This is a genomic window from Streptomyces sp. NPDC029138 (assembly GCF_055564375.1).
In genome coordinates this window covers 1-23,008 of the sequence record NZ_JBVHWM010000080.1, presented here as the reverse complement: position 1 = coordinate 23,008, position 23,008 = coordinate 1, and the positions used below count along the sequence as shown (strand labels likewise).

Here is a 23,008-nt window from a genome sequence, read left to right as displayed (position 1 = left end):
GGAGGTACAGGCTGCGTGGGTGGCAGCCGAGGTGCTCTGGACGGCTTCCGATGGCTGTGCCCGAGCGCCGCCTACGACAGCGTGATCGCGTACACCTCGACCCGCGGATCGTCCGGCAGTGTCAATGAGCGGATCACCTTGGCGTCGTCCAGCTCGATGGAATGGCCGAACAGCCGGACCGGCGGCCCGTCGACGCCTTGGCCCGCCTTGATGCGGTGGGGCATGTCGAGGACGACGGTACTGCCGTCGGGGGCCGGTCCGGCCCAGTCGCCGACCTTGAGCGGAACCTCGGAGGTGTCGCCGTCGGCGTATCGGACGGTCAGCCCGGTCGTCACCGGCCCGTTGTGCGATGCCGCCACAAGGCGCAGGGTTTTGTGGCTGCGGGCGGGCAGCAAGAGTGTCTGGCCGCGGGCCTCGACGAAGTTCGCCGCGGTCCCGGTCGGATCCGGTGCCTCGTACCTCACGTCGCCCCAGGTGACAGGACCGGCGGCCGGAAGCAGGCCGGCGTCGTAACTCCAGCCGGATCCGTCGAAGTCGCCCTGGCCGGGCTCATCCGCGGTGGCCGTGCCGTCGCGCGACATGTCCCTGCTCAGGTCCACTGCGCACTCCTTGTCCGTGGCTGTCGCACATTCCGCGGCCGGACGCACCTCTACGGTGGCGTCCAGGATGACGCGGCCTGCTCCCTTCGCCTCGACCGTGACGCGCACCGGGTAGGACCCGGCGGCGGTGCCGGGGGGCACGGTCACCTCCGCGGACACCGTCTTCTGCACGGGGAGGTGCAGGGACCGGATCCGCAGCGGCGAGCGCGGCTTTGTCGTCACCTGCCAGCCGGTGGGTTCCTGCGCCGTCACCGACGCCCGCAGCTCACCAGGGGCCTGACCGAGGACGTCCAGGGTCAGGTGGGCGGTTTGCTCCCTGTCCCCGACCGGGACGACGTCGGAGGAGCCGCGCAAGGACGCGTCCAGGTGCCGTCGGCCGTCGGCGTCCGCCCGGTTGACCGACGGCGGCTGGGCACCCGCATCGGTGCCCCAGTCCGACGGCGTCGCACCGAGCCGGTGGACCAGGGTGCCGCCGTGCGCGACCCTGGCCCAGTCCAGCCATGTGCGCCGTACGTCCCGCCCGTCGAACGACACGTGTCGTACAGACCGGTTGGTGTCACTCGCGCCCGGCGCGTTGATCGTCAGTGTGCCGCCCTGCCGCTTCCCGTACCCGCCGATCGTGATGACAGCCGACTCGAACTGCGGGCTGGACAGCGCCAGGAAGTCTCCGCCGCTCATCGTCGGGTACAGGCCGAGCGAGGAGAACACGTACCAGGCCGACATGGTGCCCAGATCGTCGTTGCCGGTCATGCCGTCCGGACCGTTGGAGAACAGGGTCATCGCGGCGCGCACGACGGTCGCCGTCTTCGCCGGCGCGCCCGCCCACAGATACATGTAGGGCGCGAGCAGGTCGGGTTCGTTGTTGGGGTTGTAGGTCGGCTTGCCGTAGTAGTCGTACGGCTGGGAGATCCAGTCCTCGCGCGCCGTGCCGGCCGGGTCGGTGAGCAGCTTGTCGTAGGCGAAGAAGGAGTCGAGGCGCTTCTCGGTGGCTTTCCGGCCGCCCATGAGACCGATGAGACCGTCGGGGTCCTGCGGCACGAGCCACTGGTACTGGTGCGCGCCGCCCTCGTGGAACTGGTGGCCCGCTTCGACCGGGTCGTACGGTGTCATCCACGTCCCGGCGGTCGTGCGGGGCCGGAACTGGCCGATCGAGGGGTCCCACAGGTTGCGGTACCACTGGCCGCGGGCAGCGAGCTTCCGCGCATCGGAGTCGTGCCCGAGCCCCTTGGCCATCAGGGCCAGTGACGCGTCCGCCGCCGCGTACTCCAGGGTCGCCGAGGCCGGGTGTGCGCAGTCGTTGTCGCCGCCCTTGTCCGCGCAGTCCTTGTTCAGCTCCAGGCCGGACGGGATGTATCCGCGCGTGCTGTACTGGTCCACGGCGGAGCGGCCGTTGTACGGGGAGGCCGCGGGCGGGGCGCTGGTCGCGTTCTTCTTCAGCAGCGCGTAGGCCTCGTTCTCGTGCCCGGCCAGCAGGCCCTTCGACCATGCCTCGACGAGGAACGGCGTCACCGGGTCGCCGGTCATGATGTTGGTCTCGCTGTTGGCGAGCGCCCACCGGGGCAGCCACCCGCCGTCCTTGCCGATCGCGACGACCGACAACGCGACGTCCCGGGCGACACGTGGCTCCAGCATCTCCAGAAGCTGGTTCTGTGGCCGGTAGGTGTCCCACAGCGACAGGTTCTGATACGGCGTGAAGTCGGCGGCTGTGTGCACCGCGCCGTCGAACCCCATGTAGCGGCCGTCGACGTCACCGGCCAGGTTCGGGTGCAACTGGGCGTGGTAGAGGGCGGTGTAGAACACCTTCTGGCGGTCCGGAGCCCCGCCGCCGACCTTGATCGAGGAGAGCTGTTTCTCCCAGGTGGCGCGTAGCGCCGCGCGCGTGGCATCGAAGTCGTACGAGTCGCCGGTTTCCTCCGCGAGATTTCTGCGGGCTCCGTCCATGCCGGTGTACGACAGCCCCACCTTCAGGACGACGTCCCGGTCGTCCGTGGTGTCGAAGGTCACCCAGGCGCCGTTGCCGCTCTCTCCTTCGGCGTCGCGCGTGCCGGGGCTGCGTGTGGAACCGCGCCAGGTGCCGTGGTCCTTGAAGGGCCGGTCGAAGGTGGCGGTGAAGTAGACGGTGTGCTTGTCGTGTCCGGCGCAGAACTCTCCGGCACGCACCCGCCCCTCCACCGTGCGGTCGCCGACCACGTGAACTTCGGAGTCGAACACCTTCTGGTTGGCCCTGCCGGTGTTGAACAGCACATTCGCCGCGCCGGTGGACGGGAAGGTGTACCGCTGCCAGCCGGTGCGCCGCGTGGCGGTCAGCTCGGCATCGATGTCGTACGTCGACAGCCCCACCCGGTAGTAGCCAGGGCTGGCTTCCTCGTCGTCGTGGGTGTACGTGGACCGGTACGTGTCGGGGTTCACGCTGTCGACCGCTCCGGTGGTCGGCATGACGGGCAGTTCGCCGGAGACGCCACAGCCGACTCCTGAGAGGTGGGTCTGGCTGAACCCGAGGATTTTGTCCTGCTGATAGTCGTATCCGCCCTGCCCGCCCGTGTCCGGGCTGACCTGGACCATGCCGAACGGGGCGGCGGCACCGGGGAAGGTGTTCCCGAAGTTCTGGGTGCCGACGAAGGGATTCACCAGCGCGGCAGGATCGGAAGCCGGCTCCGCAGCCGCCACGACAGGCGGAAGCACACCTCCGAACAGCAGACCTGGTATGAGCGCGCTGACGCCCACAGCGGTTGCGCGGGCCGTTATCCGTCTGACGGACAGCCGCATAGGGCACACCTCCGTGACAACGTTGTCTCGGCTGGGGCAGATTGAGAACGTGTCATGCCGACCGGATCGCTGTCAATGACCCAAGCACCGTCGCACGCCGCTGAGTTCGCCTTCCCGAGGCGCATGCGACGCTCAGGACGAGGCGCTGTCGTCCCCGTCCGCAGGCGGGATGAAGGCACGTAGCCACGGCTCAGTCCGGCCGGCATGGGCCTGAGCGGCGCCGGCGGCCACGACGGGACGCGGACGGCGGTGGCCGTCACCAAGACCTCGACCTATCGGGGCAACGCACCCACCCTGACGTCACGCCGTCAGCCTTCCGCGCCCGCTTCCGCAAGGCGAGCGCCGTGGGCGCGGACGGCCTCCAGGTCCACGCGGTGCCCTGCACAAGGAGTTCGCGAATGAACTCGGCGAGGGCCACGAACACGTGGAAGACCGGGCGCCCGCCGAACGTGGTCATGTCGAGCCCCTCCCGCATCCGGGTGAGGCCAAGTCCGCGCTTGCCAGGCGGACATGATCGCCACGAGATTCTGGAGGGAGCGGCCGACGGGTTCGGCGACGGACCGACGAGCATGCCGCTCTCGCGGACGAAGTCGGCCGATGGACCCCAGCCTCTCACCACGACGCTTGCCGATGATGCCGCCGATGTGGAACCGCGCGCCCGGCGGCACCCAGCGGCAGGACACCCGGCGGCATCCAGCGGCAGGACAAGCCGGGGATCATCTCTCGGGCGCGCCGCGCACTGCCATGGCCATTTGCAGCGGCAGTTGCACAACGTCTTTACCGGAGGCGGGTCCGGAGATAACGTCACGTCGTACACCGGGAATGAATCGTTTCAATCCAGCCATGAGGGATGGGACACTCCATGACGTCGAGCGGTACTCCCGAGAACACTCCCCCGTCAGGACCCAGTCGGCGCGCCATCGTCGCTGCCGGGTCAGGCGCTGTGGCCCTGTCCGCAACCGGCCTTCCGCTCGCGCACGCGTCCACACCGCCGACAGCAGGAGAGGCAAACCCCGCGGCAGCGACTTCGAGGCCGCCCCGGATGGGGCGAGGGTGGCAGCGCTACGTACAGGCCCCCTCTTCCGCCACCGTGCGGCCGATCGGAGTACTTGCCACCTCGGGCGATGTCCGAAACGCCGAAGCGCTGCTGAGAGCCGGCGGCCCTCGCACGATTCTCCACCGCGAGGAGCCTTCACCACCGCCCCGCTGGCCCGACGGAACCACGGCACAGGCCTCGTCGTCGCACGCGGGCAACAACGGCAACGACGGACAGCCACGCACCTACGACGCCGGCAACGCCATCGACGGCGACCCCGACACCTTCTGGAACGACGACACGGTGGCTGCCTATCCGGACACGCTGACCATCACCCTTCCTGCCGCCAGAGAACTGAGGGGGATCACGCTCGTCTCCAACAGCGACGGCGTTCCTGCCGACTTCACGGTCGACGTCTGGCGGGGCGACTCCTGGCAGAACGTCGCAGCGGTCGAGGACAACGATGTCATCCAGTGTGCTGTTCCCTTCACGACGCCGGTGAGCACCACCAGGGTCCGTATCACCGTGACGGACGTGCAGGACACTCCCCGAGGAGCCTTCACCCGCGTCAACGAAGTGTGGCCCGAGCCCATCGCCCCGGTCGCGGCGCCGAGTGTCACAGTGGACTTCGGCAAAGTCGTCGTGGGGTTCCCGCGGATCCGTTTCACCTCGGCCTCTGACAACTCCCCAGGTGTGAGACTCGCCTTCTCCGAGACCAGGCAGTTTCTGACCGACCGGTCCGACTTCACCCGCTCCGACCAGGCCGGCGGGGCCGGCCAGGGAACCGACCAGTTCGCCGTGCCGGCCGCGGGCGCCGACTGGGTCGACCGCAAGGGCTTCCAGCACGGGGACAAGGTCTATGCGGACGGCCTGCACGGCTTCCGCTATCTCAAGATCACGCTTGACGCGTTGGCGACCGATGCTCCCGCTGCGCAGGCCTGGGGCACGGTGGAGATCGACTCCGTCAGTCTCGATTTCAGTGGCTACCTGGGCACGCCCAGCACCTACCGCGGATGGTTCCTGTGCTCCGACGACGATCTCAACCGTTACTGGTACGGCGCTTCCTACACCAACGAACTGGTCACCGACACCTTCCGCCAAGACGATGTCGATCCCCGCAACGCCTGGAGCCGGTCGCTCGAGGGCAAACTGGTGCTGCACGACGGGGCCAAGCGCGACCGGGACCCCTACGTCGGCGACCTGGCCGTGTCGGCGCGGACTCTGTACCTGACCCACGACGAGGCGGCTGCCGCGGCGCGGGATGTCCTGGCCGATCTGGCCGAGCACCAGCGTGCCGACGGGTGGATACCTCCGGCGTCCATAGCCGACTACACACTCCCGTTGTTCGACTATCCGCTGTGGTGGGTGACCTGTAGCTGGGATTACGTGCTGTACACCGGGGACCGTGCCTACGCGGCCCGCTACTACCCGCATCTGATCAAGGTGCTTGATGTCTGGTATCCGAGTGTGACCGACGACGCCGGGCTGCTCAGCAAGGGCCTCAACAACACAGGCGGGTACGGCGACTACGCCTTCCTGGGCCGCACGGGAAGAATCACCTATTACAACGCCGCCTACGTCCAGGCCCTCAACGACGCGGCACGGCTGGCACGCTGGCTGGGCCATGCGGCCGATGCGGATCGCTGGACTCGTCGGGCAGACAGAGTGAAGGAGGCGATCAACGCCCACCTGTGGGACGACGACGCCGGCGCCTACCTCGATTCAGCGACCGGGCCGGTGCGTCATGCACAGGACGGCAACGCCCTCGCCATCACCGCAGGCGTCACCGACAGCGCCCGCGCCGCATCGGCCCTGTCGCACCTCGATGCCACCACCCAACGGCCCTACGGCAACGCCTTCATGGACAACGACACCCTCTTCGGCGATGCCTCACAGCGCGTGTACGCCTTCACGTCGTACCCCGAGATCGTGGCGCGGTTCGAGACCGGTCGGGCAGAGTCCGCCCTCGATCAGATCCGGCGGACCTACGGCTGGATGGACAGCCATGATCCCGGCATCACGCACTGGGAAGGCATCGGCCCCGGCGGGTCGTTGTACGAGGGCGCCTACACCAGCATGGCCCACGGATGGTCCACAGGTGTCTTGCCGGCTCTGACGCATCAACTGCTCGGAGCCAGGCCGACTTCACCTGGCTATGCCACGTGGGAAGTGCGGCCTCATCCGGGGGATGTGGCCTGGGCTCAGGGCCAACTGCCCACTCCGCAGGGGCCGCTGAGGGTCTCGTGGGAGGCTTCCGAGAGGACCTTCCAGCTGACCGTTCTCGTGCCTGCCGGAACTCGGGGCACCGTCGCGCTCCCAGGAGACAGCCGCCAGATGATGGTCCGGAGCCGAGGGCGCGTCCTCTGGGACGGGTCCAAGGCGTTGGAGGGTGACGTTCGGGTGGCGAACGGCCGCGTCACCGTCTCGGATCTGGGCGCGGGTACCTACCGGTTCACCACCGTTCGCAACGGATAGCGCATCCTCGCCATGCCCGGCCGTGGCCGGCAGCGCCCCCGACGAGCGGCGAAGCACCCGCTGGTGGTGGTCACCACTCGTCGGGGGCCGCGATGCTGCATCTCGTCCTGGCGGGACGGGCCGGCCCACTCGGAAAAGGGCTGCGGGGTATGAACGCCTGGTCTGCTTCACACCATCCGCAGCACCGAACCTGACCGTCCCTGTCCGCAGTCCATTTCGCAACAGACCCCAGGCGAGTGGCTCCGTGGCTTCCGGCCACGGAGCCTCCGCAAAAACCCGTTGGCGGACCACGGCGACCACTGCTACTTTTCCGGAGGCCGTGCGAGAGACCGAGGAGGTGGTACCCGTGAACGTATCGACATGGGTGCTCCCCTGCGGGGTCACGGTCGGGCGATAGGTCGTCCGGGAGCGCCGTTCAAGAGCACTCCCGAAAGGCACGACCATGCGATTCACTTCTGAGCAGCGCCTCGACGACGGCCTGCTCGAGCGCGAATTCACCCTCGGCGAGATCCCCGGCACCCTGTGGACGTCCGGGTCCGAACCGGCCCCGCTGATCCTGATCGGCCACAACGGCGGCCTGCACAGGCGGGAGCCGCGGCTGGTGGCCCGGGCCCGGCAGTCCGCGGCGTACGGCTACGCGGTGGCCGCCATCGACCACCCCGGGCACGGGGACCGGCCCCGTTCCGCCGCCGATGAGCAGGCGCGCGCCGACCTCCGCCGGGCTATGGCGGCCGGCGAGCCGGTCGACGAGATCTTCGAGTCCTTCGTCGGCCCGCTGGTCGAGAAGGCGGTCCCGGAATGGCAGACCACTCTGGACGCCCTCCTTTCGCTGCCCGAGATCGGCGGCCCGGTCGGCTACTCGGGGATGACCGCCATCGGCATTCGGCTGGCGGTGGTCGAACCGCGCATCGCGGCCGCCGGCTTCTTCGCCGGGGGCTACGTGCCCCGCGCCCAGCGCGAGGAGGCCCGGCAGGTCACCATTCCGCTGCTGTTCCTGCTCCAGTGGGACGACGAAGGGAACCCCCGGCAGCGGGCCCTGGACCTGTTCGACGCCTTCGGCACCAAGGAGAAGACGCTGCACGCCAACATGGGCGGGCACGCCGGCACCCCGTGGTTCGAGGTGGACGACGGGGACCGGTTCTTCGGCCGGCACCTGAAGTGAGGCCGGGCCGTCAGGCCGGTCGCTAGACGCTAGGCGGGGTCGGCCAGGATGCCGCTTATCGAGGGCAGGCCGCGGCCCTCCTCGATGGGCGGTGTCGGCCAGGCCGCCGCCCATCGCGGGCAGGCCGCGGCCTTCCTCGACAGCGGTGGCCGGCGGATGCGCGACCGCGCCGATCGCGGCGGTACCGGCCATCGGCGGGCGCCGGCCGGTCAACCGGCCGGTCGGGGCGGTGCTCGGCCACCAGCGCCTCCGGCATCGCCATCGTCGCCGACCGTGAAGCCGCCCAGAAGATGTGCGCCCTCATGCACGACTTCGCCGCCGACCCCGCCGGTGCCTACCAGCTCATCGTCAGCGACCACGCCGACTTGCCCGACCAGTGGTAGCAAGAATGCGTCCGGTACAGCGGGCGCGACGGCGAAGCTCTCATCCCGGAAACCCGGATCACTGAACACGGCAGAGGCTGGCCCCATGTCGGTCTCTGCCGTCCGTGTGGGCTCGGCCCGCCGGAAGACCATCAGTCGTCAGAACGGCAACAGCGCGACATCGTGCTCCGCTACGGCAAGGACGGCACCCTAACCGGCCCGGACAAGGAGCACGCCGAGAGCTTGATGCCCACCCTGCACCTGCTCCAGTCCGCGTTGTGCAGGTCAGCCCCAACCCGGACACACAGAGTGTGCAGTCGGTACCGCTGGTGAGCGGATACGGACAGGGTTCCGGTGTCTGAAATATCCCGTAAGTGTGCGGGGTATGAAGAACGGGTATGCGCGCCGTCTGGCCGCACTGCACCACTGCCGGGAACACGTGTCACGCGTTGTCCCGCCGAGATGGACAGGGCGTGGCGGCCCGGTAAGAAGGAGAAAATCATGCACATGACCGGACGGATCGCGATCGTCGGCGCTTCCACGGTGCTCGCCGCAGGCGCCATGGCGATCGGCAGCGGTCCCGCGACGGCGACCACGTCCCAGACACCCGAGCACCATCCGACTGTCGGCGTACCGGGTGGCACTCAGCACTTCGCCGACTGCCACCATGCCGCCCGGCAGCCCACGGACCCGTGGATCGAGGACCAGCTGGCGACCTTCTACCCGTCGTCCAAGCAGCGACTCGCGGTGTTCGACCCCTGGGTCAAGGACCAGCTCGCGCTGTCCCAGAAGACCGGTCGGTGAGTGGGGCGACGGCCGCTGTTGAGGCTCGGCGGCGGCAGGGGCTGGAAGCTCAGAGCCGCTTCCCCCTCCCCGGCAGCTGAGTATCGGCCGTCAGCGCCAACGCGGTGGCTGCTTTCACGGGTGATTGCCAGCGGCGGGTAGTCAGAATCGACCCGGTGGGTGCGTCATCTGGCCATGCCCGGAACCGTTCGATGAAGTGCACATGCCGGAGCCGGGCTGATCGTCGCGGACGTCGCGGCCGGCGACGATGAGACGGCCCTAGTGTCTCAGGAGGCGATCGCAGCGCGGTGGGCGACCTCGGTCACGGATCCCCCCCCGGGGAGCCGGGGCGGCCCGGTGTGCGGCTGCGCTGCTACGTCGACCTGCGCGAAACGCTCGACAACCAGGCGCCCGAAACCGTCTGGCCCACTGCCGGCCTGCCGAGATTGGGGCTTCGTCGGCACATGGCCAGGTCAGTTCATGTCACTCGCTTGGTTCATGGTCTGCGTGGAAGGCATGGGCGGTGACGTGGACGCTGCCGGAGTCGATGCCGAGCACTCCCGCGCCCGCGCCAGATCTGCCGCCGGGCGGGGCGGCCGAACCGAAGCGGGACGGATTCCGGGCCCTCGTCTGCGTGGAGGCGGGATGGGTGACGCTGCGCTCCAGGCGCGGCACCGAGATGACGGCCTCACGGGTGTCTCACGTGCGCGGCGTCTCAGACCAGCAGGGATCAGGGGCGACTTCTTCGCCAGTGTGATCGCTTATAACTGCAGATACCTGGAGCGGGGATGCGGTGCGCCGGAGCGCCCGGACCTGGGGTGACGCCAGGGCAGCAACAGTGGCGAGTACGACGACAGCTGCGCAACCGGCCAGCGCCGTGCCCGAACCGACACCTTGAGCAACAGGGCCAGCGGCGAGCAGGCCAAGCGGGGCGAAAGCCAGAGATCCGAACAGGTCATAGGAACTGACGCGAGAAAGAACCCGTTCAGGAATCTCGCGTTGCAAAGTGCTGGCCCAGAGAACATTGAAGACGTCGCTGGCCACACCTGCGCAGAACATGGCGGCGGCGATCAGCCAGACCGGTGCCGAGGTACTCAGGAACACCATGGGCAGAGCTGCCGGGAACGTGGCGATGACCGCGACCAGAATCGGTCGGCTGACCCGGACCCGCACAGCCAGTCCGGCCCCGGCGATGGCTCCCAGAGCCTGGGCGGCCACGATGATCGACCAGGACTTGGCCCCACCCAGATGCTGCTGGGCCTCCAACGGCCCCAGAACTCCGAGAGTCGCGCTGAAGACGGCCACCACGGCCGTGCACTGGACGACCACCACCCACAGCCACTGCCGCGAGGCAAACTCCTGCCAGCCCTCACTCAGGTCCGTCCACACGGACGACGTCTTGACCGGCCTTGCGGGCAACCGCAGGCGGCCCGTTAGGACCGCACTGACCACGAACGAGACGGCGTTCAGGGCCAAGGCCCAACCTGCACCGACCCACGCGACGACCACACCCGACAGCGCCAGCCCGAGAAAGAGGCAAGTGTTCGTGCTCATCCGCAGAAGACCGTTGGCCTGCTGCAAACGGTCCGCAGGGACCACGAGCGGCACGACACCGTCCATCGCCGGCGCGAAGAGAGCGGTCGCCAGCCCCGCCATCACCGCCAGCGCGCACATCAGAGCCAAGGGTGCATGCCCGGTCAAGGCCATTGCGGCCAGTCCCGCATAGGCGAACGCCCCGACGCCATCGGCGATGGCCATGAGGCGAGATCGTGACATCCGGTCAGCGATCACACCGCCGAGCAGGATGAACACCAGTTGGGGCAGCGATTGGCAGGCGAGCACCAGCGACAGCCTCCCGGGGCTGGCTCCGGGAAGTGCCAGCACAGAGAAGGCCAAGGCCACCCGAGCGAACCCATTGCCCAGAACCGAGATGGTCCGAGCCGAAGCAAGCAGAACAAACCGCTGGTCAAGCCACAGCGCTGACCTTCCCGAAGTGATCACCATGAAAATGAACTCTAGGACGCCAAGCAGATGACACATACTCAACCAGCCACCGGCTGAAGGAGACTGAGCGATCAGTGATCTCAAAGCTCTTGGCATCAGCCCCGTAACCGCCGCCCGCTGGGGACAGCTCGCAGGCGAGAACTGGTCCGTCGTCGTGGTGGCCGCTACGCCTGCTCTACCGTGCGATGCCCGTTTGTGGCTCTCGGCTGATCGTCTGGTGTCAGTCGGTTGATGCGATACACGTCCGGGACGCAGAGGTTCAGGACGGTCGCAGCAGCGATCATTCCCGCGCAGGTCAGCAGTACTGCCTGGCTGCTCCATGAGTGGGCCGCAAGGGCGGTGATGAGGTAACCGACGGGGATGGCGAGGCGTTCCCCGACACCGTTGAAGGCACTCATGCGGCCCTGTTCCGCCTGAGGCACACGCTGTTGAAACGCAGTGGTCCAGGCGACGATCGCGACATCCAGCCCGACCCCGGCCAGTGCGGCGGCCAGCAGGACGAGAACCAGTGGCACCGTGCAGGCCATGGCCGCCAAGGGGAGCGCCAGAGCACCACCGGCGACGACCGCGACCGTGAGCAGTCGGTACGGCTTCCAGCGCAGGCAGAGGAGGGTCCCCGCCAGCAGACCACACGTGAAGGCCGCCTGAATCAGGCCCCAGTCGCGGGCCCCGGCGTACTCCCCCGCGGCCACGAGCGGGCCGAGAAGCTGGAAACCCGCCAACCAAGCAGCGACCAGGACCGCGCCTGCGGCCGTGTAGGTCGACAGCCAGGTACGCGACCAGAAGCCCGCCCAGCCCACCCGCAGGTCGCTCAGGAAACCGCCAGGTGCAACGAGCGGGGCATCCAATCGCAGGCCGAGAAGCAGGACGGCCGCGGCGGCGAACGTGAACGCGTCCCAAGCCAGTGCCCATGCCGCGCCGCTGGCAGCGACGATGACACCGCCGACGACCGGCCCCAGCACCTTGACCGCGTTGCTCGGCAGCCTGAGCAACGCGTTGGCCTGCTGCAAATGCTGCTCCGGAACGATCTGTGCGACGGCGCCCTGCGCAGCCGGCACGATGAACGACGCCGCCGTTCCCGAGACGAAGGCGCACGCTGCGATCGACACTGTCGTCGCATGTCCGGTGGCCACGGTGACGGCCAGCGCACCCTGTGCCCCGGCGGCCAGCAGATTCCCCACGAAGAGGAGCCGACTGCGGGACAGGCGGTCCGCGAACAAGCCGCCCGCGAGCAGGAACACGATCGTGGGGACGGTGTTCGTGGCGAGCACCAGCCCGAGGGACCCCGCTCCTCCGCCCTGCTCAATCACAGAGTAGGCCAGGGCGAGAGGGGCCATCGCAGACCCTGTGGCCGAGATGAGATTGGCCGACACGAACCGCCGGAAACTCGCGATCTTCAACAGCGTGCTGATCGGCGTCGGTGACTCGTCGGCGGCTTTCATGATCTCCCTAGGGCTCAGCGCAGCGAGCACCCTAGTGCAGAAGTAGCCGCGCGCCGAACGGCAGTGACCGGAGTCGGCCGACACCTCGACCTCCCCGAAGACCAATCACCACGCGTCAGCCAACGGGGAGTTCGGCCACCAGCACGCAAGGGCGGGGCCTGCCCCAACGATGAAGAGCGCACTGCTCGAATACCGCCCCGACCTCTCCCCCACCTGACGTCACCGGCCGCACGTGCGCCCCTGGGTTCGCAAGCGGTCGACGGTGTGAGCGGCGGTCACTCACCAGAGGTGACCGAAAGACGCACGCCGGGGCGGTTTCAGAAGGGACCCTCGCCCCCTCGGCCGCGCCGCCCCGCCCACCCTGCCCACCGTGGCCCCGGCAGCGAAGCGGCAGGTGCTGGGTCGACGGCACTGCCGACGCCGGCCAACGAACTACCTCTCACCTCGCTGCTACTCTTTGCGGGTTCAAGTGACTGAGGGGGAAGTCCGTGTTCACGTCGGTCACCACGGATTGGCCGTGGCTGTTGGCTGTCGCTGCCCTGGTGATCCACTGCGCCGCCATGGCGAAATGGATACCGATCCAGAGGTTCTGGGCCGTTTACCCCTTCATCTGGGTGGTGTGCGGCACTGGAGCAGTGGCGTTCGGATCCTGGCGCGGTTTCCCCCTGGCAGACATGCTCGTCCTGTGCTCGTTCGCGCTCATCGGGCTGACCATCGGCATGTACCCGACTCGCAAGCTGTTCGCGGTGTGGGCGCAGGAGATCAACAACGGAGTGACGCGCGAGCGGTACGACTATCCGCGCTCACACCTCGCATTCTGTGGCGCCTCCGTGCTCGTCACGCTGGCCGCCGCGGTCCTGTTGGCCCACTGATACGCCGTAGCGGGGGACCGGCCGTTTCCGGCACACGTGTCACCGCCTGTTCGACACGGCCGCGCCCCCGTGTCCCGCCTGCACTCCGGCCGCCACGCGACGTGGCCGTGCGCTGCTCCCCAGGTGCCGGCCACCACGTTCGCCAGGCCGCGTGTCCACGTGAGGGTGGACGGGCTGCGCCCCAGAGGCAGTACCCCGAGCCTGCGACCTTCCTCTGGACGCTCCTTGGGTCGCAGGGCGGCGACCGTGGCCGTAGACCGGACCCAGCGAGCTGCGATTCCCGGTGACGCCGATGCGGGGATCAGTTGCCCGCGCGCGGCGCGCTACCCGGCGACCTCGCCTTCGAGTTGAAGCTGGACGGGCACCCCGGGCGCTGGACCTCACCCCCGACGGTGGCCCTGAGCCAGTGTAGGCTCAGTCCCGGCGCGGCGCGCTGATCCAGGACCGCTTCCCGGACCTGGTGGCAGTCGCGAAGCGTCTTCCCGGCGGCCTGATGGTCGCATGCGTAGGCATGTGGGACCTCGTCAGCGACGCCATCCAGAAGCGGGGCGCCTTCCGGGCACAGGTATGTGACCTGGTGTGGCGCGAGACGGAGACGCGCATGAGCTTCCTGGGCTTCAGCGAGCGGCAGTGCCGCCACCCCGAATGCGCCCGCACCCACTTCCGCAGCCGCCAAGGCGGTGCACCTGATGTATGCGGAGGTCATCAGGTAAGTCGGTGACGCTGCGCGGGACCGCGGCTGCCGAGACCGCTGTCAGCACCCAATGGGCGCTCTACCTCCTGACCGGCCAGAGCCGCCCGCCCGCACGGCATGGCCGTCCAGGTGCTCCGCAGCACGGCGATCGAGACGGGACGCACCACAGTGGACGAAGGCGCCCTCGCCGACGGCGGTGCCGTGAGTGCCGTCGTCATCGACTCCGCCCGCCAGGTCGTATGGACCTGCTACTTCAGCGACGGCACGTACACGCCCGAAGAGATCACCCTCCCCGAGGACCTTGACACCGCCCCCTCGCCCCGGCGACGAAGGGCACAGCGACTGGGCTGCACCGTGGGAACGGCACATCACCCGCCTGCTCTGAGCTTGTCTCCTAACCTCTGTCCGCTTGGGTCTGCGGGCGCCTCCGCAAGGCGGTTTCTGATCATGCGAAAGGGGGGAGCTGTTCGCGCACCCATTCGGGATCGGGGTTGGTGTGTGGCTGGCCCGCCACGACGACGGTCGGCACAGTCTCGTTGCCTTCGTTGGCTGCCCTCACCGCTACAGCTCCTGCCGGGTCAAGCCAGATGTTGACCCAATGCAACTGGCGGGCGCTGCGGCCCAGCCGGATACGCAGTCGCATGCAGTATTTGCAGCCCGGACGCCAGAAGACGACTGGCCGACCGTCGGCCACGCTGCGACGTTGTGCCTCCCGCGCACCGATCGACCTCGGGAAGATCAAGGGCGAGTTCACGCCTGCGAGCGCCAGGAATGCCAGCAGGAGTGCTACGGCTGTACCGGGATTCCCCTTGAATACCAGCCCAGTTGCGACGGCTGAGCCGCAGAGCACAAGCAGCATCGGCAGGATCCAAGCGCGCATCATGATGACAAAGGCTATCGATGAGTCGAGACGCTCCTCTAGCCAGGCCGCTCACCTGGGTGTTCGCATGAGTCTGCTGCCTGATCATGGTCCAGGGGAAGCGCTCGTGAAAGCGTCAGGCTTCCGGGAGGACTTATGCAACTGTCTGACCGCTCGCGTCAATGAACTGTTCGACCTCATGGATGCGTTGCTGTTTGCGGACGGGCCGGTGAGGGCGCCGGTGGACCTGACGTCGGTGGCCGAGCACCGGCGCGGGCACGGCGCGATGTACGACGCCATGAACAGCGGGAACATCGACGTGCCCCGGCTGCGGCAGGTGTTGGCCGGCCTGCCCGTGCCGCAGGCCGCCGGCGGCCGCCTGGTCCTCGCGGTCGACATCAGCAACTGGCTCCGCCCCGACGCTTCCCCCCAGCGCCGACCGCCTGTTCTGCCACGTCTACGGCCACATCGGACGGTCTTCGGACCAGCTCATACCCGGCTGGCCGTACTCGTTCGTAGCCGCCCTGGAATCGGGCCCGCACGTCCTGGTGTCGGCTCCTGGACGCCATCCGTCTCAGCCCGGCCGGCGACATCGCCGAGGCCACCGCCGCCCAGGTCCGCCGGGTGGTCGAAAGTCGGCCGCCTCCCCGGCCGAGCCGCGCCCGGCGGTGTGCACGGGACAGGCCGAGCGGGACGCTGGGCCGTGCGATCCACCTGGTCGGCCGGACGGGCCGGCTACCGCGCTTCGCGCAATCGCAGTTACTCAGCGCGGCCGCCCCCGGCGTGCCCAGGACGGGCGGGCGAGAGGATGCGACGCTGGAGTGAGGGGCCCGCGAGTGGAGGTCCGAGTGTGTCTCATCCGGTCCGGGACTCTCTCCTTCGGCCTGGCGGCCTTACCTCGTGGATCCGGCCGCCGTGACCAGGACCGCGCGACCAACCCGGAAGGCAGGTGCGTCCCATGCGCACGTCGACGCGTATCGCCGGTGCCCTCACCGGCCTGACCCTCACCCTCGGCGGTGCGGTCCTCGCCGCTCCCGCGGTCCGGGCGGACATCCCCGCCTGCACACAGATGGCCGAACTGGCCGGTGCCACCGCTTCCGACTCCGTCACAGCGGCCTGCACCCGTGGCGTGGTCGGAGACCTGCAGAGTTGTGTGACCGGGCTGACCGAGGCCGGAGTGGCGGGCGGCGCCGCGACCGGTGCCTGCCGGGCGGCGGCCCACGAACCGCGTTAGAGGACCGCGCGCGGCAGCCGCCCGCCGGCACCGGTCGGAGGCAGGTACAGCCCGTCTCCTCCTCGACCTCCCGGCCTGCCCGGACACAACGCGGCCTCGGTGGGCAGTCTCGACGCCAAGGACATCGACGTCGCCCCGCTCCTACCGACGCGCACGCGACGTACCGATGCGGCCGGTCGAGGTCGGTGACATCATGCCTCTCCGGGAGGCCGGGCAGTCACCGCCCGGGCGGCACCCCAGCCTCGCCTCGCGGGCCTCATGCGGAGCGTCCATGCTGAGTAAGAGGGCGCCGTCGTCTTGAGACTTGTCCTTCCCGAAGGCCGAACGAAGGCGCCTGAGAGGAGGAGGAAGTCATGCGCATGCGAAGAATCCTGGGCCTCGCCCTGGCCGCGGCAACCCTTGCCGGCGTGAGCGCCGTCGGCGCTGTCAGCGCCGAGGCCGCCTCGTCTCCGAACATCTCCAGAGACGACTGCACGGCCGCCGGCGGACAGATCGTTTCACGCCCCTACGCCGGCGACGCCTGCGCGCTGCCTGACGGGACCAGGCCGGCGATCACTTGACCGGTCGACGCACGGCTGGGCAACCAGTCCGGCCGGTGCACCCGGCGCGGTGGGTATGGGGTGACGGCACCCGGTCCACCGTTGGGTGGATCGCCGCGCCCGTCTCGACATCGCGGGACTCGCGGTGATGGACACCCTCTCCTGGCTGACCGGCTACCGCCGGTTCAACCACCGCTACGAGCGCCATCCCCGCAACTACCTCGCCTTTCCCGCGCTCGCCGCAGCCATCTGCTGCTACAAGCGACTCCTCCGCCTCACCACATAGGACGCGGTCTTGGTCAGTCCGCATTCTTCTTCCGGGCCATCTTCTGACGAACCTCGTCAGCGTTCCGGGACTTGTCGGATCGCTCGCTGGAGGGGGGCGCTCCGCTCTTGCCACGCGATGCCGTATCGGACGTTCGGGCGACCCCACTGGCTGGTGTGCCCTGTGCGGTGTTGCCTGCGGGTGGGCCCGTGGTGCCGTGGGCGCCTGTGTCGGCTGCCGGCTCCCGGCTCGGGACAGTGGGGGCGGGGCCGGAGGCTTGCTCGGGACTGGGGTCGTGAAGCTGCCCGGCGGGGACGTCGCGAGGGGAGGGCTTGGCAGGGACAGATCCCGCCTCGTCGCTGGGAGCGGACGCGCCTGGTGCGTCGGCTTTCGCGGAGGGGCTGCTCACCGCGCGTGTCGCTTCGTGGTGCGCAGATCCGTCGGATACGGCAACAGTGGCGGCCACGGCAGCCGCCAGCGCGGCGGCCGTACCGGCGATCAGGTGGCGTCCGCGCGCGGGCGCGGCCTTCGGTGCGACCGTGCCATCGACGTCCGGCGCGTGCGGGTGTGTGAGGTCGGCCCACGCCGGTACCTGCTCGGGAACCAGGCTCGTGACGTCAGCCGGAGGTGGGACGGGCCTGCGACCGATGGTGTCGGCCAGGGTGGCCAGAACCCGGGCGCAGTCGTCGGCTGATGGGCGGGCCTGGGCTTCCAGGGCGGTCATCTCCCCCAGCAGGGCTGCGAACTCCTCCGGCAGGGACTCGGGAAGTTCGGGCCGCCGGTGGAGCCGCGCGATCGCGGCCTCCAACGGGGCACCGTCATATTCGAGTCGGCTCGTGACGCATTCGAGGAGCACCAGCCCGAGGGCGTAGACATCGGCGGACGGGCCGACGGGCCGGCCGAGCACCTGCTCGGGAGACAGGTAGGCGGCCGTGCCGATGAGAGTGCCGGTGGTGGTACGGGTGGTGGCGTCAAGGAGCCGGGAGATGCCGAAGTCGGTCAGGTGGGGGCGGCCGGACGCGTCCAGGATGATGTTCGAGGGCTTCACGTCACGGTGAACGATCCCTGCCTCGTGCGCGTGGGCCAGAGCACGCGCGAGGTCGGCCCCGAGGGCAGCGGTCTCCCCGGGCGCCAGGGGACCCGCGGCGATGCGCGCCTTCAACGTAGGGCCTTCGATCAGCTCCATCACCAGGTAGGTACGTCCGTCATGCCGACCGGCATCGTAGACGGTGACCAGCCCGGGGTGCCGCAACCGGGCAAGGATCACCGCCTCGTTGTGGAAGCCGTCCTCAATGTCGCCACCGGTACCGGCGCGGAAGACCTTGACGGCCACCGGTCGTTGCAGACGCAGATCGAAGCCACGGTGGACATCGCCGGCGCCACCCGAACCGATGACCGTGTCCAGGCGATAGCGCCCGCCCAGCACTTGTGCGGAACACCGGAACGGCGCCAGAGCCGACTGGCGGAGCCTCATCTCATCTCCCACTGCTTCTCCAGGTGCTGCCCACAGGTGCGCCCACAAGGGGGCACTGCACCCGCGTACCCCTGAGGTGCTGGAGTACCCCTGCACCAAGTCCCGCTGGAACAGGTAGCCCAGGATGACGCCCACGTCTCTCGTTCTCTGCGCGGCGGCCGGGAGACGATCCGGGCGGGTGACGGCAGCACCATCCGCAGCAGGCCTTCCATGCACTCGCGAAGGACCGGCTCGTCGGCATCCGGGAGCGGGGCTCAGCACTGGGCGGCCAGGACATCACCGTCACCGCCTGTCGGACGGTAGGCCCGGTACGCCGGGAAACCCGCACGCACGCCGAGGACGGCACCGACCAAGGTCGCTACCGTTGCCGCCGCTGCGGCCGGTCGACGGCCATGAAGACTTCCCCACCCGACGGCTGGCTATGTACCCGACTACCGGTTCTGGCTCAGCTTGTGTGGTGTGGCTACGCTGGATGATCAGCGGATGCATGGGGGCACTGCGTGACCCTTTAGCACGACAACGACACTTCGTGATGGCCGCGTCTTCGGTGGTGGCTGATGCGGGCCCTCACGCTGCTTCTTCGTCGCCAGACCGACCATTTCTCTGCCCGTTTCGGTGAAACCTTCGGCTCCTGCACGATACGGTTCCAGATCTTCCGGACTTCATTCACCGTGAGGGGAAGGGAAGCCGGTCTCTCGCCGGATTCGGAGCCCCCTTTTGGGAGGCGCGGCGGAGGATGACGAGGAAAGCAGCGGCGGTCATGGACAGGGTGATGTGTCGGTACCAAGCTTCGTAGCCGCGGACCTGGTAGTGGTCCAGCCCGGTCTCGTTCTTCGCGGTCTGGAAACATTCCTCCACCGACCAGCGGGAGCCGGCGACGCGGATCAACTCCTCGAAGGCGGTGCCTTCGGGGGCGAAACAGATGTAGTAAGCGATCTCCGAGGGCTTCGACCGGCTCCGGCGAGCCAGTAGCCAGTGGTCCCAGCCTGAACGGCGCAGGGGCCGAATGGGCTCGGCCACCCAATCGTAGATGCGCGGACCTCGGACACCGTTCCCGCAGCTCAGCGATCTCCAGGCGCCATCAGGCACCCGTGCGATGAGGTGGTGGGCCCGCTCCTTGAGCAACCCCATCGAGACGACCGCCTGCGACTTCGTCACTGCCAAGACATGGGGTATGTCCCGCGATTCGAGCCACAGACGAAACCGCCCGTCGCCTCCGTATACCGCGTCAGCGGTCACCCAGCCGAACGGAACCCCCGCTGCCAGAGCGCGTTCGACCATGCGACGAGCGAGGGCAGGTTTTGTGGCGAACTCGACACCGTCCGGAATGCCGGCCGCGCGACACCGCTCACGATCGGAGGTCCATCCTTTCGGGAGATACAACTCCCGGTCCACCAGGGCCCGTCCATGTCGAGAGGCATAGGCAAGGAAAACGCCGATCTGAGAATTCTCGATCCGTCCGGCCGTGCCTGAGTACTGGCGAGCCACACCGGCGGACTTGTGGCCCTTCTTCAGGAAGCCCGTCTCGTCTACGACCAAAACGCCGTCGTCCCCGTCTTCCAGCTCTTCTACCGCGAGGGCGCGTGCGTCATCCCGGACACCATCGACATCCCAGCAGTACGAGTTCAGCAGACGCTGCATTCCCTGCGGACCGGCGTCACCCACCGCCTCGGCCAGCGTCCAGCCGTTCTTCCGCTCAACCTCGCTGAGCAGTCCCAGCAGGTAGGACCGCATCCGGCGTCGAGGCTCAACGCGGCCGAACCGTCCAGCAAACCGCCCCACGAACTCATCAAACAGCCCTGACCAACCGTCAAATACCCCCACTACCACACCTACGACAACGAGACACTCGGACCGTAGTCACGAAGTGTCGTTGTCGTGTTAGAACTCCTAACGAAATGATCTTCGAAGTGGTTGGATCACTCCGGGACAGGTGATCCGGGGGTGCGAAGTGGCTCGGCCGAAGCCGTGGGAAGTAGACGACGAGCTGTGGGCGGTGATCGCACCACTGTTGCCCAAGATTCAGCGTCGAGCCGTGCATCCGGGACGTAAGCGGCATCCGGATCGGCTGGTGTTCCAAGGCATCTTGTTCGTGCTGCACACTGGGATCGCCTGGGAGCACCTTCCTCAGGAACTCGGCTTCGGCTCGGGCATGACGTGCTGGCGCCGCCTGGCCGAGTGGACAGGGGCAGGGGTCTGGCCCCGGCTGCACGAGGTTCTCCTCGCTAAACTCCGCAGCGCGAACGCCCTGGACCTCACTCGGGCGGCAGTCGACGGCTCCCACATTCGGGCGCTAAAAGGGGACCCAAGACCGGACGAAGCCCCGTTGACCGGGGCAGGACGGGCAGCAAGCATCACCTGATCACCGACGCCACTGGCATCCCGCTCGCCGCCACCTTGACCGGCGGCAACCGCAACGACGTCACCCGGCTCGTCCCTCTTCTGCAAGCCGTTCCTTCGATACGGGGCAAGCGCGGCAGACCCCGCCGTCGCCCGGACGCGGTGCTTGGCGACCGCGGCTACGACCACGACAAATACCGCCGCCTGGTCTGGGACCTCGGCGTGAAGCCACTGATCGCCCGCCGCGGCACCGCGCACGGCTCCGGTCTGGGAACTCAACGCTGGGTTGTGGAGCGCGCGTTCGCCCACCTGCACTGGTTCCGCCGGCTTCGGATCCGCTGGGAGATACGCGATGACGTTCACGAGGCCTTTCTCATCCTCGGCTGTACTCTGATCTGTTGGCGGCGTCTGAAAGCGCTGCCGTAGCAGCTCCCATCGATGGTTCAGATCAGCCCTGTGCCAATCCCGTTCGGTCGTTTCGCAGCTCGCCGGAGGTCAGACCTGCGAGCCCAACACTGATCAGCAGGACGGCACAGCCGACAACGATGACGGTGGCGCCTTCGAGGTCGACGAGTGCGCCGAGCACGTTGTTCATGAGCAGCAGGGCCAGGCTCTGCACGAGGACGAGCACCGCCTGGATGCGTGACAAGTGGGTGTCGGGTGACGAGGCGAGCACCAGCGGCGCGATGTGTGCGGAGAAGGTGCCGTTACCGACGCCGATGATCAGGCCGGCGGCTGTGGCTCCGGTCGCGCTGGTGGAGAGCCCAAGCGCGAGGACGCCCGCACCCGCCAGGACGAGCGCGCTCGCCGCCAGCAAGCCGGGCCGCCCCAGCGGCCCGCGCTTCACGACCACCAGGGTGACCGCCACCATGCCCACTCCCTGCGCGCCGAGCACCAGCCCGGCGGATCCCGCGCTCCACTGCTCCTCCCGAGCGAGCAGGGGGACCAGCAGGGACATCACCGGCAACAGGAAACCGGCCGCCGCTCCGGTGAGCCACAGTCCCGGGCGCAGCACCGGATGGGAGAAGGCCACCTTCACCCCACTCAGGGCTTCCTTGAGAAGACCGTCCGACCTTGGGGCCGGTGGCGCGTCGTGCTGCGGGCGGATGACTATCAGGACGACGAGGGTGAAGGCGAAGGTGAGCGCGTTGACGACAGCGGCGCCCGCGAACCCGGCCAGGCCGACCAGCACACCGGCCAGCGGACCGCCTCCCATGTTGATCACCTGGCCGCCGACCTGGCGTAGAGACAATGCGCGAGGCAACTGGGCCTTGGGTACCAGTCGACGGGGCATGGATCCCGAGGCCGGTAGATAGAACGCGTCGACGACACCGATCGCGATGCCCGTCGCGATGAGCAACAAGGGCGGAGCACCCAGGGAGTAGGCGACGGCCGCGAGAACGACGGAGAACACCAGCATCGCCGCGTCGCCGGTGATCAGCACATGGCGCGCGCTGACACGGTCGCTGACCGCACCCCCGACGAGGAGGAGCAGAACACGCGGCAGCGTGATTGCGCTCAGGACCAGCCCCGCGACACTCCCGCCGTACGCACTGGCCGCCCAGCCGAGAGCGAAGTAGAAGAGCGCATTGCCCACGAGCGAGACCAGAATCCCGACGAGCCACAGTACGTAAGCCCTAGGCAGCCGAACCTGCGCCTGCCCCCCGTCACCTTCTCTCGGGCTCGGGACACCGCTGGCTTTCATAGTCGCCTCAGCAGTCTCATCGCTAGGCCGTTTCCTTCAGATCATCGGATCGTTGGTCTGGTGTGTCGTTGACTGACGCCCAGTGGGCACGCATCGAGCCGTTGCTGCCGGACCGGACTCCGAAGCGGGGAGGGCGGGGGCGGGATCACCGGCAGGTGATCGACGCGATCGCGTTCAAGTACCGCACCGGGACGCCATGGATGGACCTGCCCGAGCACTTCGGCTCCTGGAAGGGCGCCCACAACCGCCTGCGGAAGTGGGCCGCCGACGGCACCTGGGCGAAGGTCTTCACCGCCCTGCTCGCCCAGGCCGACGCCGAAGGCGACCTCGACTGGGTCGTCGCGGTCGACTCCACCATCGTCCGTGCCCACCAGCACGCCGCCGGGGCCCGTCAAAA

At 68.5% G+C, this 23,008-nt stretch carries 16 protein-coding genes and 3 pseudogenes; 12 read left to right on the top strand and 7 right to left on the bottom strand.

The genetic code is table 11. The annotated features are described in order from the left end of the window. Positions 1-71: 71 nt before the first annotated feature. Positions 72-3,365, bottom strand: coding sequence for a GH92 family glycosyl hydrolase (locus ACZ4WH_RS38360; protein WP_468189718.1), 3,294 nt, complete (start codon positions 3,363-3,365; stop codon positions 72-74). A gap of 1,090 nt (positions 3,366-4,455) precedes the next feature. Between ACZ4WH_RS38360 and ACZ4WH_RS38355 the strand changes: the two genes are divergently transcribed. The 5 genes and pseudogenes from ACZ4WH_RS38355 (at position 4,456) to ACZ4WH_RS38335 (ending at position 9,710) form a co-directional block, all read left to right on the top strand. Beyond that, positions 4,456-6,876, top strand: coding sequence for an alpha-L-rhamnosidase-related protein (locus tag ACZ4WH_RS38355; protein ID WP_468189716.1), 2,421 nt, complete (start codon positions 4,456-4,458; stop codon positions 6,874-6,876). 442 nt (positions 6,877-7,318) lie between these two features. Beyond that, a complete protein-coding gene (locus ACZ4WH_RS38350) occupies positions 7,319-8,038 on the top strand; it encodes a dienelactone hydrolase family protein (protein ID WP_468189714.1) in 720 nt (239 codons plus the stop codon). A gap of 863 nt (positions 8,039-8,901) precedes the next feature. Continuing rightward, positions 8,902-9,204, top strand: coding sequence for a hypothetical protein (locus ACZ4WH_RS38345; RefSeq protein WP_468189712.1), 303 nt, complete (start codon positions 8,902-8,904; stop codon positions 9,202-9,204). Between the two features lie 216 nt (positions 9,205-9,420). Beyond that, a pseudogene (locus tag ACZ4WH_RS38340) lies at positions 9,421-9,465 on the top strand (hypothetical protein); the annotation flags it as partial. Between the two features lie 26 nt (positions 9,466-9,491). Next, the gene (locus ACZ4WH_RS38335; protein WP_468189710.1) at positions 9,492-9,710 is read left to right on the top strand and encodes a DUF6207 family protein; all 219 of its coding nucleotides are present in this window, start codon (positions 9,492-9,494) and stop codon (positions 9,708-9,710) included. 172 nt (positions 9,711-9,882) lie between these two features. Here ACZ4WH_RS38335 and ACZ4WH_RS38330 read toward each other — a convergent pair whose 3' ends face one another. Then, on the bottom strand, positions 9,883-11,187 hold the full coding sequence (locus ACZ4WH_RS38330) for an MFS transporter (RefSeq protein ID WP_468189708.1): 1,305 nt from the start codon (positions 11,185-11,187) through the stop codon (positions 9,883-9,885). Positions 11,188-11,351: 164 nt separating this feature from the next. Then, on the bottom strand, positions 11,352-12,629 hold the full coding sequence (locus tag ACZ4WH_RS38325; protein WP_468189706.1) for an MFS transporter: 1,278 nt from the start codon (positions 12,627-12,629) through the stop codon (positions 11,352-11,354). A 488-nt stretch (positions 12,630-13,117) separates the two neighbouring features. Between ACZ4WH_RS38325 and ACZ4WH_RS38320 the strand changes: the two genes are divergently transcribed. Beyond that, entirely contained in the window at positions 13,118-13,501 is a 384-nt protein-coding gene (locus ACZ4WH_RS38320; RefSeq protein ID WP_468189704.1) for a hypothetical protein, read from the top strand. Positions 13,502-14,640: 1,139 nt separating this feature from the next. On the opposite strand, the gene ACZ4WH_RS38315 is transcribed toward ACZ4WH_RS38320, so the two are convergent. Continuing rightward, complete coding sequence (locus ACZ4WH_RS38315; RefSeq protein WP_468189702.1) at positions 14,641-15,078, bottom strand: glutaredoxin domain-containing protein; 438 nt, start codon at positions 15,076-15,078, stop codon at positions 14,641-14,643. 64 nt (positions 15,079-15,142) lie between these two features. Here ACZ4WH_RS38315 and ACZ4WH_RS38310 point away from each other — a divergent pair. The 4 genes and pseudogenes from ACZ4WH_RS38310 to ACZ4WH_RS38295 form a co-directional block, all read left to right on the top strand. Beyond that, positions 15,143-15,684, top strand: a pseudogene (locus ACZ4WH_RS38310) (transposase); the annotation flags it as partial. 328 nt (positions 15,685-16,012) lie between these two features. Beyond that, on the top strand, positions 16,013-16,288 hold the full coding sequence (locus ACZ4WH_RS38305; RefSeq protein WP_468189700.1) for a hypothetical protein: 276 nt from the start codon (positions 16,013-16,015) through the stop codon (positions 16,286-16,288). Between the two features lie 353 nt (positions 16,289-16,641). Further along, on the top strand, positions 16,642-16,848 hold the full coding sequence (locus ACZ4WH_RS38300; protein WP_468189698.1) for a hypothetical protein: 207 nt from the start codon (positions 16,642-16,644) through the stop codon (positions 16,846-16,848). Between the two features lie 133 nt (positions 16,849-16,981). After that, a pseudogene (locus tag ACZ4WH_RS38295) lies at positions 16,982-17,113 on the top strand (IS5/IS1182 family transposase); the annotation flags it as partial. 13 nt (positions 17,114-17,126) lie between these two features. Here the strand turns inward: ACZ4WH_RS38295 and ACZ4WH_RS38290 are convergent. Then, positions 17,127-18,566 carry a serine/threonine-protein kinase gene (locus tag ACZ4WH_RS38290; RefSeq protein WP_468189696.1) on the bottom strand — a complete coding sequence of 480 codons (1,440 nt, stop codon included), beginning with the start codon at positions 18,564-18,566 and terminating at the stop codon, positions 17,127-17,129. A 666-nt stretch (positions 18,567-19,232) separates the two neighbouring features. Continuing rightward, positions 19,233-20,390 carry an IS701 family transposase gene (locus ACZ4WH_RS38285; RefSeq protein ID WP_468189694.1) on the bottom strand — a complete coding sequence of 386 codons (1,158 nt, stop codon included), beginning with the start codon at positions 20,388-20,390 and terminating at the stop codon, positions 19,233-19,235. Positions 20,391-20,517: 127 nt separating this feature from the next. Here ACZ4WH_RS38285 and ACZ4WH_RS38280 point away from each other — a divergent pair. Further along, positions 20,518-21,332 (top strand): IS5 family transposase gene (locus ACZ4WH_RS38280; protein WP_468189692.1). Its coding sequence is split into 2 segments (ribosomal slippage): positions 20,518-20,860 and positions 20,860-21,332, totalling 816 coding nucleotides; the frame shifts between segments, so codons are not numbered across the junction. Positions 21,333-21,354: 22 nt separating this feature from the next. Here the strand turns inward: ACZ4WH_RS38280 and ACZ4WH_RS38275 are convergent. Next, on the bottom strand, positions 21,355-22,611 hold the full coding sequence (locus tag ACZ4WH_RS38275) for an MFS transporter (RefSeq protein ID WP_468189690.1): 1,257 nt from the start codon (positions 22,609-22,611) through the stop codon (positions 21,355-21,357). A 62-nt stretch (positions 22,612-22,673) separates the two neighbouring features. Between ACZ4WH_RS38275 and ACZ4WH_RS38270 the strand changes: the two genes are divergently transcribed. Beyond that, positions 22,674-23,008: IS5 family transposase (locus ACZ4WH_RS38270; RefSeq protein WP_468189688.1), on the top strand; the 335-nt coding region annotated here is incomplete at its 3' end.